The 13661-nt window shown below is 68.6% G+C and carries 10 protein-coding genes and 2 pseudogenes; 10 read left to right on the top strand and 2 right to left on the bottom strand.

All coding sequences use genetic code 11. The features are described 5' to 3' along the window. The first annotated feature begins 2 nt into the window (after positions 1–2). The 3 genes and pseudogenes from wecB to CC117_RS38490 all read left to right on the top strand — a co-directional run. Positions 3–1100: a non-hydrolyzing UDP-N-acetylglucosamine 2-epimerase gene (gene wecB, locus CC117_RS00905; RefSeq protein WP_071082039.1), complete on the top strand. Its 1098-nt coding sequence runs from the start codon at positions 3–5 to the stop codon at positions 1098–1100. Between the two features lie 160 nt (positions 1101–1260). Then, positions 1261–2598: a nucleotide sugar dehydrogenase gene (locus CC117_RS00900; RefSeq protein WP_071081792.1), complete on the top strand. Its 1338-nt coding sequence runs from the start codon at positions 1261–1263 to the stop codon at positions 2596–2598. Positions 2599–2680: 82 nt separating this feature from the next. Further along, positions 2681–3180: pseudogene (locus CC117_RS38490) on the top strand (IS5 family transposase); the annotation flags it as partial. Between the two features lie 72 nt (positions 3181–3252). Here CC117_RS38490 and CC117_RS00890 read toward each other — a convergent pair. Beyond that, positions 3253–4485, bottom strand: coding sequence for a DegT/DnrJ/EryC1/StrS family aminotransferase (locus tag CC117_RS00890; RefSeq protein ID WP_084131183.1), 1233 nt, complete (start codon positions 4483–4485; stop codon positions 3253–3255). Continuing rightward, positions 4445–5380: a sugar transferase gene (locus tag CC117_RS00885; protein WP_071081790.1), complete on the bottom strand. Its 936-nt coding sequence runs from the start codon at positions 5378–5380 to the stop codon at positions 4445–4447. Before CC117_RS00885 ends, CC117_RS00890 begins: the two co-directional genes overlap by 41 nt. Positions 5381–5449: 69 nt before the next feature. Between CC117_RS00885 and CC117_RS00880 the strand changes: the two genes are divergently transcribed. From CC117_RS00880 to CC117_RS00850, 7 genes and pseudogenes are all read left to right on the top strand, one after another. Beyond that, positions 5450–6106, top strand: coding sequence for an acetyltransferase (locus tag CC117_RS00880; RefSeq protein ID WP_071081789.1), 657 nt, complete (start codon positions 5450–5452; stop codon positions 6104–6106). Positions 6107–6141: 35 nt separating this feature from the next. After that, positions 6142–6369: pseudogene (locus tag CC117_RS40200) on the top strand (nucleotide sugar dehydrogenase); the annotation flags it as partial. 282 nt (positions 6370–6651) lie between these two features. Further along, complete coding sequence (locus CC117_RS00870; RefSeq protein ID WP_071081787.1) at positions 6652–7902, top strand: choice-of-anchor P family protein; 1251 nt, start codon at positions 6652–6654, stop codon at positions 7900–7902. A gap of 192 nt (positions 7903–8094) precedes the next feature. Next, positions 8095–9336, top strand: coding sequence for a glycosyltransferase family 4 protein (locus CC117_RS00865; protein ID WP_131802989.1), 1242 nt, complete (start codon positions 8095–8097; stop codon positions 9334–9336). 107 nt (positions 9337–9443) lie between these two features. After that, complete coding sequence (locus tag CC117_RS00860) at positions 9444–10592, top strand: glycosyltransferase (protein WP_241829712.1); 1149 nt, start codon at positions 9444–9446, stop codon at positions 10590–10592. Between the two features lie 221 nt (positions 10593–10813). After that, on the top strand, positions 10814–12244 hold the full coding sequence (gene wzy, locus CC117_RS00855; protein WP_131802988.1) for an O-antigen polysaccharide polymerase Wzy: 1431 nt from the start codon (positions 10814–10816) through the stop codon (positions 12242–12244). After that, positions 12241–13635 (top strand): lipopolysaccharide biosynthesis protein, encoded by a 1395-nt coding sequence (locus CC117_RS00850; RefSeq protein ID WP_071081784.1) that lies wholly within the window; start codon positions 12241–12243, stop codon positions 13633–13635. Before wzy ends, CC117_RS00850 begins: the two co-directional genes overlap by 4 nt. Positions 13636–13661: the final 26 nt, after the last annotated feature.

Genomic DNA, 13661 nt, shown 5'->3' with positions numbered 1-13661 from the left:
CCGTGACCGCGACCGCGCCGCACGCGGTCGTCGTCGCCGGGGCCCGGCCGAACTTCATCAAGGTGAAGCCGGTGCTCGACGCGCTGGCGGCCGACGGGGTCCGGACCACGCTCGTGCACACGGGGCAGCACTACGACGACGCGATGAGCGGCGTCTTCTTCGCCGATCTCGGCCTGCGCCCTCCGGACCACCACCTGGAGGCCGGCTCCGGCTCCCACGCCGTGCAGACCGCCGCCGTGATGACTGCGTTCGAGCCGTTGCTTGGGCGCCTGGCTCCCGATGTCGTCGTCGTGGTCGGCGACGTGAACTCGACGCTCGCGTGCGCGCTGGTCGCGGCGAAGGCGAACATCCGAGTCGCCCATGTCGAGGCCGGACTGCGCAGCGGCGACCGGACGATGCCGGAGGAGATCAACCGGATCGTCACCGACCGGCTGTCGGACCTGCTGTTCGCGCCCAGTCCGGAGGGCGTGGACCATCTGCTCGCCGAGGGCGCGCGCCCGGAGACGGTGCACCTGGTCGGCAATGTGATGGTCGACACGCTGCTGGCATGCCGTGAGCGGGCCCGCGCGCGATCCACGTTGGCTGATCTGGGCCTGCAGGCCGGCGAGTACGGGCTGGTGACACTTCACCGGCCCGGCAACGTCGACGATCCCGCGGTGCTCGACGGTCTTCTCGCGGCGCTGGGCAAGGTCGCCACCCGCTGCCGGCTGGTCTTTCCCGTCCACCCGCGCACCGCCAGCCGACTGGCTGGGCGACTCCCGGACGGCGTGCGGCCGCTGGGCCCGCTCGGCTACCTCGACTGTGTCGCGCTGCAGATGGCCGCGCGCCTGGTGCTCACCGATTCGGGCGGGGTGCAGGAAGAGTCGACAGCTCTCGGGGTTCCCTGTCTGACGCTGCGGGAGAACACCGAGCGGCCGATCACGGTCACCGAGGGCACCAACCGTGTTGTGGGATGCTCGCCGGCCGCGGTCGTGGCCGCGGCATTCGAGTGGCTGGATGAGCCGCCTCCGCCGCGATGTCCCGCGCTGTGGGACGGAAAGGCCGGTGAACGGATCTCGTCCGTGCTGGTCCGGAGCCTCGACGGCCGCAGCCGCGGCTAGGGGAGCGGTCCCGTCCGCGTGGACGGGGGTGTCCCTCGGATGGGCGCGGCGGCCGACGGCCACCCGCCGTTTGCGGCATCTGGCAGCTTGCCTGATCACTGGGTGTGACACGAACTCTCTGATTGATAGCTGAGAGTAGTTGTTGCGTCACACTGTACTCATGACTTCTTCAGGAAAGCTGGTGGTGGTCGGTCAGGGGTATGTGGGTCTCCCTCTCGCGATGCGCGCGGTGGAGGTCGGGTGGCGGGTGGTCGGCGTCGACATCGACGCCCGGCGGGTCAAACGGTTGTGTGTGGGTGAGTCCTACGTCGAGGACATCACCGACAGGCAGCTGTCGGCCGCGCTCGCCTCCGGGAAATACGAGGCCACAGCCGACTACACCGCGGCCTCGGCGTTTGACGTCGCGGTCGTCACCGTCCCGACCCCGCTGCGGGAGTGCGCGCCTGACCTCAGCTTTGTCACCGATGCCGCGCGGCGACTGGCGCCGCTGGTGACGCGCGGCGCGACTGTCGTGCTGGAGTCGACGACCTACCCCGGGACGACCGAGGAGCTGTTCGGGCCGCTGCTGGAGGAGGGGTCCGGGCTGACGGCGGGCGTCGACTTCCGGCTCGGTTACTCACCCGAACGTATCGATCCGGGCAATCGGATCTGGCGCCTGGACAACACCCCGAAGGTTGTCTCCGGGGTGGACGAGGACYCGCTCAGGGCGGTGGAGTCCTTCTACGCCTCGCTGGTGGACCACACCGTCGCGGTCGCCTCCACGAGAACCGCCGAGCTCACCAAACTGTTGGAGAACACCTTCCGTCATGTGAACATCGCCCTCGTCAACGAGCTGGCCATGTTTGCGCACGAGTTGGGGGCTGATGTCTGGGAGGCGATCGACGCCGCCTCCACCAAACCGTTCGGCTTCATGCCGTTCCGGCCGGGGCCCGGGGTCGGTGGTCACTGTCTGCCTATCGACCCGTCCTATCTTTCCTGGCGGGTCCGGTCGCGGCTCGGCCGCAGTTTCAGGTTCGTCGAGCTGGCGAACGACATCAATGACCACATGCCGGACCACGTCGTGAGCCGGGTGACCGAGATCCTCAACCGGCGGGGATGCGCCGTACGCGGCAGCCGTATTCTCCTGCTCGGGCTGGCCTACAAGCGCAACACCGGCGACTCTCGTGAGTCCCCGGCGACCCGGGTGGCCACGCTGCTGGCCGATCGTGGTGCTGAGGTCCGCGCCGCCGACCCGCACGTGGACCCCGCGCACATTCCGGGGCGGATCCTGCTGGTGGAGGCCGACGCGGAGCAGGCGGCGGCCGCTGACCTGGTCGTCCTGCTCGTCGATCACGATGTCTTTCCGCGTGACGTCGTGCTGCGTCACGCCCGGGCCGTGCTGGACACTCGCCGCTGGCTGTCGTCGGAGTCGGCGACGGCGACGGCGACCGGGACGGTCGGAGCAGGCGTTCCGGCGCAGCGCGTCGGGGCCGAGCCACTCATGGTGGAGCCGCTGTGACCCGCCTCCCGTCACCTGACCGGAGCCCGTTGTTTCGGTAGGCGCGGGTTCATTACCGATCTGGCGACAGGTCGCACATCGGCGGGTTCGTACCGGGGCGCGGTGGCGGGATCTACCGGAGCGGTTCGGCCCGTGGAAAACCGTGTAAGAGCGGCATCGTCGCTGGTCAGCGGACGGGACCTGGGACCGGCTGGCAGCCGAGCTACGCCGTGGCGGGGACGGCGCCCCACCCGTCGAGGCCGGTGGCGCGTGGGAGCTGGGGATCGACTCGTCGGTGTGCCGTGCCTACCAGCACGCCGCCGGGGCATCGAAACTGCGACCCCGGGTACCGGGGAAAGCCACGCGCCGCTGAACGATGCACCCGAGGAAGGGCTCGGCCGCAGCCGCGGCGGGTTCACCACCAAGATTCATCGGAGTGCCGACGGGCATCGCCGGCCGGTCAGTCTTCTGATCACTGCCGGACAGGTCGCCGACACCACTCGGTTCACCGCGATCAAAGCCAACCGGCGTCGCCGCGACCGCCGCGGTGGGCGTCCCTCGTCCTTCGACGCTGAGGCCTACAAACGACGCAACACCGTCGAGTGATGCATCAACCGACAGTCCGATCCGGACCAGCGGACAGCGCACTGCGGCGTCAGGCCGAGGTGGCGGGCGTCAGGCCGAGGCGGCGGTGAGAACCTTCTCCACCGCGTCGGCGGTGTCATCCATGTCGTGACGGCTCAGAGTGGGATGGACGAGAAAGGCCAGCGAGGTGTCGGCGAGTTCCGCGGCGACGGGGAGCCGATCTGCCGGTCGGGCCCCGGCGGCGAACGCCGGTTCCCGGTAGACCTCACCGCAGCTACCAACCGAGCAGGGAATTCCCTCGGCGCGGATTGCCGCGGCYACCCGGTCCCGGCTCCAGCCAGGGCGCAGAAGGTCGGGTCGGACGTAGGCGTAGACGCGGTAGTAGGAAGCGCTGGTCGTTGGATCACCGGATGGTGTGGGTACCCGGAGACCGGGCGTCCGGCTCAGACGCGTGACGAGGTTGGTGGCGTTCGCGCGGCGCTGCTCCAACCAGGTGGGCAGGTTCCTCAGGGCGACCCGACCCGCCGCCGCCGCCAGTTCATGCATGCGGGCGTTCGTTCCGATGGACCTGTGGGTCCAGCGAAAGCCGGTGTCGGTGTGCGGAGCCGCGAGTATGTCGGGATCCTTGCCGTGGTCCTTGTAGGACCACACCGTCTTCCAGATCGCCCGGCTCCCGGTGGCCACCAGCCCGCCCTCGCCGGCTGTGGTGAGGATCTTGTCCTGGCAGAACGACCAGGCCGCAGCATCGCCGAAGCTTCCCACCGGACGATCACGGTAACGCGCCCCGTGGGCCTGGGCACAGTCCTCGACGACGGCCAGGCCCTTCCCATACGAGAATCGCATCAGCGGATCCATGTCGGCCGGCCAGCCGCCGAGGTGCACCACGATGACGGCGCGGGTCCGCTCGGTGACCGCGGCCTCGACAGTGTCAGCGGTGATGTTGCCCGAGTCGCGGTCGACATCCGCGAAGATCGGCCGGGCGCCGACGGCGACCACGCAACTGGCCGAAGCGACGAAGGTCCGGCTGGGCACGACCACGTCGTCCCCCGGGCCGATGCCCAGGGCGCGCAGTGTCAGTTCCAGCGCGACCGTACCGTTGGCGACCGCCACCCCGTGCTCGGAGGCGGTCGCAGCGGCGTACTCGCGCTCAAAGGCGCGGCCCTGTTCGCCTGTCCAGTAGTTGACCAGGCCGCTGCGGAGCACCTCCTCGACCGCGCGGATCTCGTCCGTGGAGAACCATGGCCAGCTCGGCAGCGGAGTTGACCGGACGGGGACGCCCCCGTCAACTGCCAACGGCCGGGCTGGGGAACACCGGACGGACACGAGGACTCCTTCGGAGATTGTTTCCGGCTCGCTGGGGTGTGGTGCCCGTGCCCGTGCCCGTGCCGTCGAGGTCGGCGTTGCGTCCGTCCGCGCCGTAGGCGCCGCTACCGGACACCAGAATCCGGAAGGTCCGCAGCATGATCAGCAGGTCCAGGCGGAGGGAGCGGTTCTCGACGTACCAGACATCGAGCTCAATCCGGTGCGACCAGGGAATACTGTTCCGGCCGTTGATCTGCGCCCAGCCGGCCAGGCCGGGGCGCGCCACGAGCCGTCGCTGCTGGAAGGGCGTGTACCGCTCGACCTGGCTTCGCACGGTCGGGCGGGGACCGACGAGACTCATCTCCCCACGCAGGATGTTCAGCAGCTGCRGCAGTTCGTCGAGGCTCGTCGCACGAAGCGTCCGGCCGACGCGCGTGATGCGTGGATCATGTCGGTAGGTGACGAGACCGGTGCCCGTGTGCTCCGTGTGCGCAGTCATCGTTCTGAACTTCAGAATCGTGAAGGGTCTTCCGTTCTCGCCGATCCGCTCCTGCCGGAAAAGGACGGGCCCACCGTCCTCGGCCCGGATCGCCGCCGCGGCGAGAAGGAACAGCGGCGATGCCGCGACCAGTCCGACCAGCGCACCGGAGACGTCGACAACACGCTTCCCCCGCTGGTCCCGCCGGGCGCAGCGGACGCATCCTGTTGTCGGCTCCGGTGGAACGTCCGCCGCTTTTACCGGGGGTGGCCGCAGRCCGGACGCCGGTGTCGTTTCCGTCGGGCTGCTTTCACGCTGGCGAGGCACGAACCAGGCCGAGGGCGGCGGGGGGCCGTCGTCGGCTGCCTGCACCTCGCGGGTCGCGCTGGAACGGGTCCGTTCATGCGTGGAGGAGGCGAGGTCAGCGGGCTTGCTCACGCTGAGTAGCGTAACTGAGAGTAGTCGTGGTGACTTGCAGCGACACAGAGAGGACGTGTGGCCCTAGCGATGAGGGAACTGGTTGTGATCGGGGGAGGCGGGCACGGTCGGGAGGTGCTGGAGCTGGTGGAGGCGGTGAACGCGGCGCGGCCCACCTACCGTCTCCGCGGCGTGTTGGACGATGGTGCGCCCGACACGGATCTGCTTGCTGCCTACGGGGTATGTCACCTCGGGCCGGTGGATCTGCTTGCCGGGCYCGACGTTGACTATGTGGTGGCGATCGGGTCCGCCCAGGCCCGTCGGCGGGTCGACCTGGCAGCCACGGAGTGGGGGCGGCGTGCGGCAACGCTCGTCCATCCGCGGGCGATCGTGGGACGACGGGTCACGCTCGGGCCTGGCGCCGTGGTCTTCGCGTTCGCCAGCGTCACGACCAATGTGCGGATCGGCCGCCACGTTCTCCTCAACACGGCAGCCACAGTCGCGCATGACTGCCGGCTCGGTGACTACGTCACGCTTGCCCCCGGTGCCCGGCTCAGTGGTGCGGCGACCGTCGGCGACGGTGCGACGGTCGGAACCGGCGCGGTGGTGATCCAGAGGGTCCACGTCGGCGCGGGGACGACCGTCGGAGCGGGAGCGGTCGTGGTGCGGGAGCTGCCGGCGGAGGTGGTGGCCATCGGTGTGCCGGCTCGCCCTCGTCTGCCCGCACAGGGTCCCGGTCCGGGCTGAGCGCCAGGTCTCGCACGGGGGTTGTGCAGCGCGGACGGTGCCACCGTCGGCTGGGCCGCAGCTTCCGGTTCGTCGAACTGGCGAACGGCATCAACGACCACATGCCGGACCATGCGGTGGGTCGCGTCACCGACATCCTCAACCGGCAGGGGCGGTCGGTGCAGGGCAATCGCATCCTTCTGCTCCGGCTGGCGTACACGAAGAACTCCGCGGACCTGCGAGAGTCGCCGGCGGCCCGGGCGTCCGCGCTGCTGGCCGATCTGCCGACCCGAACGTCGACTGACCTGGCGGGATCGTCCAAGGCGGTTTCGGACCTCCGTCGGCGAGGCGGACCGCTACTCGGCGTGACCTTCGCTACCTTCACTCCAGGTTGATTATTGATCGACTCTACGTAGTCGGTTCTTTGTATGGTCAAGTGGAGTGACTAAATGGGTGAAGTTCGTAGAGGTCGTCCGGGTGGGCGGTTCAGGCTCGCACGGCCGGTCGGCGCGGCTCTTGCCAGCGCTGTCACAGGAGCGACGATCGTTCTGACCGGGGGTGGCGCCATGGCGGCCTCGCCTCCGGCCGTCTATGACGCGCTCGCCTTCTCGACGCAGGTGGCCGTCGGCGGCGTGATTGACTCCGGGGCCACATTCCCCGAGGGGCTCGGATGCACGACGGCCAGCGGCGTAAGTCGCACGAATGGCGGAGCGGTGTCCGTTCCCGGGTTCGTCTCGGCGGGAGCGAGTACCAACACCGTTTCCACGATCGCTGTCGGGGCCGTGCAGCAGGAGACCTCGACCAGTCAGCTCCTTGGCGTGGAGCTGCTGAACGATCTGATTCCCGGCGGTCTGATTTCCGCCGACGCGCTCGCGATCAGTACGACGGCGACGAGTGCGGCCGACGGGACGGTGTCCTCGACAGGTTCGGTGACTGTAACAAATCTCCGGGTCGGCCTCACCGTCCTGAACGGATCGATCGCGCCGAATACCGGGATCTCTGTCCCGGGAATCGGCACTCTTACGATCAACCGGCAGATCCCCGTCCCAGGAAATGTCGGTCTGGTGACCATCGGGCTCTCGCTGGACATCTCGCTGGGGCTCGATGCGGGAACGTCCGTGACGGTCGGTTACACCCATGCGTTCTACCGGCCTCCGACACCTGTGATCATTTCTGGAGTCRCCTACAGCAACCTGTTGTCCGCAGGGCCGCTCAGTGTGGGGCCTGTGGCTGCGACGGGCGTTCCCTGCACGGGCGGTACATCCACGTCCACCGCCCTTGGCGTCAACATTCCGGGGGTGATCTCGACCGGCGCGGTCACTGTGACCGGTCAGGCCACGGTAGGGGAGACGACGACCGGCTCGACCACGAGCACGGTGGCGGGAGTGAACCTGCTCAACGGTGCGGTGACCGCGAGCGCGATCACCGCACAGGCCAACGCCACCTACGCCGGTGGTGTCACGACCTTCGACGCGACGGGCACCACGATCGCCGACCTGGCGATTGGTGGAGTCCCRTATCTCGGGCCGGTGACGCCAGGCACCCCGATCCCCGTGCCTGGGGTGGGGGTGCTGTACATCAACCGGCAGATCGCCGACCCCTCGTCGCTCAGCGTGCGTGCGCTCGAGCTGGTTCTGACCGGCCCCCAGATCGTGCCYGGTGGCACGTTGCCCACCTATTCGGTCATCCAGGTGGGCGGGGCCATCATCAATGCCGCCTCTGACGGCCAGGTCGCGCTGTCGACGCAGCTTGACCAGGCCGACACGATCAGCAGGATCTGTGCCGACCAGGCGGACCCGGTGGCCTGCCTGACCTGACCCCACCACTAACGGGAGCGGGGTCTCTGTGGCAGCGGTCGCAGAGACCCCGCGACACAACCCGGGTTACGTCGCCCTGAGTGATTCAACGGGTGTGATTAGTGACTAATTCCTCTGAGGGTCGGGCCGAGGGAGAACATGCGGATTTTTGTCGCCACCGAGGCAAGGCTGTATCAGAACGAAGACGGCCGTGTGCTGACACCCAACCCCGCGGCCGGATACCCGACCTGGGCTGGTTATCTCGGTGTCTTCGATGAAGTGCTGCTGGCTGCCCGGGTCGCCCGCGGCGCGGGTGACGAGCAGGAAGGCGTTCCGGTGGAGGGCGCCGGCGTCCGGGTGGTCCCGTTGCCGACGTTCCAGGGCGTCCCCGCCTATCTGCGCCGCTGGCCCGCGCTCCGGTACGCGGTGCATCGCGCCGTCACCGAACTGCGCGGCCCGGCCGCGGACACCGCCTTCATAGCCCGGATTCCTGGTCTGGTCGGCACGGTTCTGGTGAGCGAGCTCCGCCGACAGCAGGTTCCCTTCGGACTCGAAGTCGTCGGAGACGTGGCTGAGGTGCTCGCCGACCACCGCCTCGCTGCGATGCTCGCCGGCCAGCTGCTCGCCCGCCAGTGCCGCGACGCCGCTGTCGTCAGCTATGTCACCCGGCACGTCCTGCAGAGCAGGTATCCGGCCCGACCCGGTGTGCCGATGGTGAGCTGCCCCGGGGCGCTGCTCCGGGACGAGGATTTCGTCCCGGAACCACGCCGGGCCCCGGACATGTGGAGCATGACGGGGGCCGGACACCCGCGCCCGAGCCAGAGCCGCCCGGTCCGCCTCCTGACCATCGGTTCACAGGAGCGTGTGTACAAGGGCCATGATGTCCTCGTCGACGCGGTCGCGCTGATGCGGTCCAGGGGCATTCCGCTGACGGTGACCATCGTCGGTGACGGCCGTCATCACGACGAGATCGTGCATCGGGCGATGGCGCGTGGCCTCGGCGAGAGCGTGCGCTTCGTCCGCTGGCTTGCCAGCCGGGCTGAGGTACGAGCGGCACTCGACGACGCCGACGTGTTCGTGCTCCCCTCCCGGACCGAGGGCCTCCCGCGTGTCCTGGTCGAGGCTGCCGCCCGTGCTCTGCCCGCAGTCGCGTCCGCGGTCGGCGGAGTGGTCGAGTTCCTGCCGCCGAGTGACCTTGTGCCACCGGATGACGCCGGCCGACTGGCCGACACGCTGAGCGAGATGATCGCGAGTCCGGAACGGTACAGTGCCGCCTCGGAGCGGAATCTCGCGGCCGCTCGAGAGCATTCGTCCGACAGGATTCGGCCGGCCATCCTTTCCTTTCATCGGACGCTGTGGGAGCGCACCGCGGGAATGGCGGGAACGGACAGCCCGGCCGGGAGCGGGGCTGGTCACCGCGATCTCGCCGGGCCGTCCGTCTGGTCCGGGCAATGAGAGCCGCGGACCAGGTGCCGGCGGGATCGCCTGTGGCTCATGCCCACCACGCTCCATGTTCCACGGACACCGAGCCCGAGGGCGGTTCGATCACACGGCCCCTCACCGTGCTGCATGTGTTCGGTGTCATGGACCGGGCCGGAGCAGAACTGCTCACCGTCGAGCTGTTGCGGCACCTGAGCCCTGATCGGTACAGGTTCGTCTTCGTCACCCTCACCGGCCGCCCCGGCGCACTGGCCCAGGAGATTCGCTCACTGGGCGGCTCGGTGTACCCCTGCCGTCTTGACCTGGGTTTTCCTGTGCGGTTCTTCCGGCTGCTGCGCTCACTTCGGCCCGATGTCGTGCATTCGTGTGTGGCCACGTTCTCCGGCGCGATCCTGCTGATGGCAAGGGTCGCCGGTGTGCGCCGCCGGGTTGCGCACTTTCACAGCACCAGCGATCGCCACGGTGTCAGCTTGCGGGGGCGCTTCCAACGGGCGGTGATGCGGCAGCTGATCGACTGGTTCGCCACCGATCTCGTCGCGGTCGCCGAGGCCGCCATGACCGGCCTGTGGCGGTCGGACTGGCGGAACGAGCGCCGTTGCCGGGTGCTCTACAACGGGCTGGACCCCGCACCGTTCGAGCGTGCGGTCGTGACCACCGCGGCGACGGGAAGCTCGTGCATCGCCGAAGGTCCGGCGGAACGATCGCGAACCGCGAGCGACGCGGCACCAGGATGGCAGCCTGTCATCGTGCACATAGGTCGTCCTGACCCGGTGAAGAACCGGGCCGCGGCCGTGGACGTCCTGATCGCACTGCGGCGATGCGGTGTCCCGGCCCGGCTGCGTGTCGTCGGACGGGAGGATGCCCGCGAGTCGGCGGATCTGCGTCGCCGGGCCGAGCTCGGCGGGGTCGCGGACGCATTCGATCTCACCGGCGAGTCGTTCGACATCCCCGCTCTGTTGGCTGGCGCAGACCTTTTGCTGGTCACCTCCCGGAGCGAGGGGCTGCCGACCGTCGTCCTCGAGGCCTGCGCCGTGGGCACCCCCGTGCTCTCTGTGGACCTGCCGGGAGTCCTGGAGATCGGGCGCGTGCTCGGAGGCGTCACGACAGTGCCGCAGGGTTCCCGTGTCGAGATCTGGGGTGCGGCCGCGGCCGGAATGCTGACCGCCCCTCCCACATCGGCGCAGCGGGTACGGGCGTTTCGTGCGTTCGCAGCCTCTCCCTTCGTCGTGGAGCACTGGCGGCGCGGCATGACCAGCGTGTGGRATCAGTGACAGCCGGCGTGTCCGTCGGCCGCGGGATCGACCTGCGGGTGCTGGCGTTCCGGGTGGGCTCCGGAATCCTTCTCGCGACACTGCTGGCGTTCTCGGAGGAGATCTCCTCGCTCACTCCCACCCGCGCCGCGGCGGTGACCTCCAGCGTGGTCCTCTGTGTCATCGTGCTCTGCATCCGGGCACGTCCGCAGGGAGCTCTCTCCTGCTCGGCGGTCTATCTGGTGCCGCTGGCGTTGTTTCATCTCGGGCTTGCGGTGCCGCTTGCTCTGGACCGTCCGCTGGTCTCGAGCGACAGGCAGCTCGGCTTCGACTGGGTCCTGTCCGGCTCGCCCGGACGGATCCTGACGATCGCGGCGGTCGGCGTGACGGCAGCCTCGGCGGGCATGTCCGTGTGTGCTTCCCTGCCTGGCCGTGTGCGTCGCGGTCGGCCGGCCCCGGAGAGCCACGCCGTCGGTGCACCGGCGGGCTCGACGCGTTCGACCGCGACAGGCGTGGTCGGTTTTGCGATTCTTGCGGCCTCGATCACCCTGATGCTTCTGTCGATCAGGCGGGCTGGCGGGACTGCCCTGTTGTTCGGGTCGTACGAGGATCTGATCACCTTGGCGTATCGCGACCCGCTGATCCCCTATCTGGATTTCGGCCTGGGGTTYGGCCTCATGCTGCTGACCGTCGACGCCGGGCGGCGGCTGCGCCGGACAGGCTATGCGATGTTCGGGCTGTTCTCGTTGATTGCGTTGCCGCTGGGCATGCGAGGAACGATCCTGTTCCCGGTGCTCGCGGCGGCCGCCGTCTACATGGTGCGCCGGTCCGGCGACCTTTCCGCTCCGCCGTCGACCGGATCTACCGGCGGGGTTTTCAGGAAATCCCTGGGTGCTCCACCCTCCCGGGATTCCCCAGCTGCGCAGGACGGAGCTGGACGACGTGATCGACACCGCCGGATCAGTACGATTGTGGCCCTGTCTCTGGGGGTCCTCGTCCTGAGCGCCGTGGGGGCGCTTCGGGATGTCCGCCAGCATGGCCTTGCCGACGTCACGATGAGTCAGATCGGCTTCGGTCCCCTCGACGGCCTGGCGGAGATGGGAGCCTCCCTTCGTCCCCTGGCGGAGGTGGTCGCGTGGCGAGACGGGTACGGCGAACCCGCAGCGGGTGRCCGAACCTATACGGGCCAGCTTGTCCGGGTCATCGAAGGCCGGCTGTTCGGCATCCCGCAGCCACCGGCCGAGATCGATGACCGGCTGTTCAACAGCATCATTCGAGAACGATCCGGTCCGATCGGCGGTTCGCCCATTGCCGAGGCCTATTACAACTTCGGTCTTCCCGGAGTGGTGGCTGTTCTTTTCGTCATCGGCCTGCTGTGCGGCACGTTGGATGTCTGGAGGTCGACCTGGGCTGACGCGGCACGCAGCGTCGTGCTTGTACCGCTGCTGATCGGAGTGCGCAACGACTTCACTCCGCTGCCGATGCAGGTTCTGGGTGGCGCCGTGGTGCTGGTCGTGGTGCGAGCAGCTGCCTACTGGTGGCAGCAGGCCTCCCCTGATCGGGAGAGTCGCGTGCCGGGGATGGGCCAGCACCCCGAGGGGGGCGCTGTGCCTCCCGCGCAACGAGTTCCGTGGGAGGCACGTGCCGAGCTGCCTGCGCTGGTCTCCCGATGAGCGGCGTCAACCGGCCAGGATCTGCCATCGGTGACGACACCAACGGGGGTGCCGTTCATGGCGCCATTCCCTCCGGTGGCGGGCGGCGCCGGTCAACCGGGAGGCGGCAGCCCCAGACGTCCGGTGTCGCCCGCCCTGCTGCCGCGGTATCCGCCGCGGCGATCGCCGCCGCGATGACGAACCTGGTCGTCGCGGTGATGACAGCGCGCGAACTGAACGCCGAAGGCAGAGGCGAGATCGTCCTGATCACGACGATCACCGGTCTCACCGGGATGTTCGTCGCGCTGGGCACGGGTACCTCGGCTCGGTTCTACCTCGGGCGTGGGGACTCCCGGGTTTCGGTTGACCACGTTCTCGGGTTGAGTGTTCTGCTGGCGGTGCCGCAGTGCCTGTTGACGGCCTGTGTGGTCGGACCGACTCTCTGGCTGGCCGACGCGCCCGAGCGGGGAACGGACATCCTGGTGCTGACCGGGCTGTTGTCGATGTCGACACTTCTGGGCATCCAGCTGCTCGAAACCCTGAATGCCGTCGGTCAGATGATCGGCTCGGCAGTGGTCAGCATGGCTGGTTCCGTGCTGCAGCTGGCAGTTTTGGTCGTGCTGGCGGAATCGACCGGGACGCTGCAGGTGGTCTCGGTTCTCGTGGTGTCTGTCGCCGTGGGCATGGTGCAGTGTTTCGCAGCGTTTCTTCTCCTGCGCCGGGCGGGCCTGGTCACGCGTCTCCGCCTGGACGGTGCCGCGTCCAGGCTGCTGATCCGTAAGGGAATTCCCGCGCTCGGTATGAACACCGCGATGTCCATGACATTCCGGCTCGACCGCTATCTGATCGGAGTGATATCGGGGGCTTCAGCCGTCGGTGTCTACAGCGTGGCGGCGACCGCGAGCGAGGTCCTCCGGCTGGTTCCGTCCTCCTGGGGTCAGGTTCTCTGTTTCCGGGTGGCCAACGGTACGATGAAAACTCGGGCTGTCTTCGTCGAACTGGTCCGCGTACTCGCGGTGATGGCCGGAGTGGCTGCGTGTATCTGGCTCGCCGCGGAGCACCTCGTGGTGCTTTTCTTCGGTGATGCCTACCAGAGCGCGGTCACACCACTACGGGTGCTTCTGATTGCTGAACTGCTCCTGGTGGCCTTCCAGATCGATGCCCGGGTACTGACCGGCCAGGGGCGGACCAAGGCGTGTGGCGCGGCGGGCCTGGTCGGCCTGACCGTGGTCGGCATCGCAGATGTCATCCTGATCCCGATCGCGGGCCTGGTGGGTGCGGCCTGGGCCAGCGTGATCGCCTACGCGATCGTGAGTCTGTGGACGAGAGTCGCGATGGTCCGCGGGCCTCGGAAGGCAGGGGACGCCTCGATGACTCTTGCACTGACCGAACCCGAGCGGCTCGCCACCTAGCGCCACCCCATCCCGACCTGGTACCG

The organism is Parafrankia colletiae (assembly GCF_001854655.1).
GTDB classification, from domain to species: Bacteria; Actinomycetota; Actinomycetes; order Frankiales; family Frankiaceae; genus Parafrankia; species Parafrankia colletiae.
The sequence above is the reverse complement of the archived record's forward strand: the minus strand, read 5'-3'. Positions and strand labels throughout refer to the sequence as shown.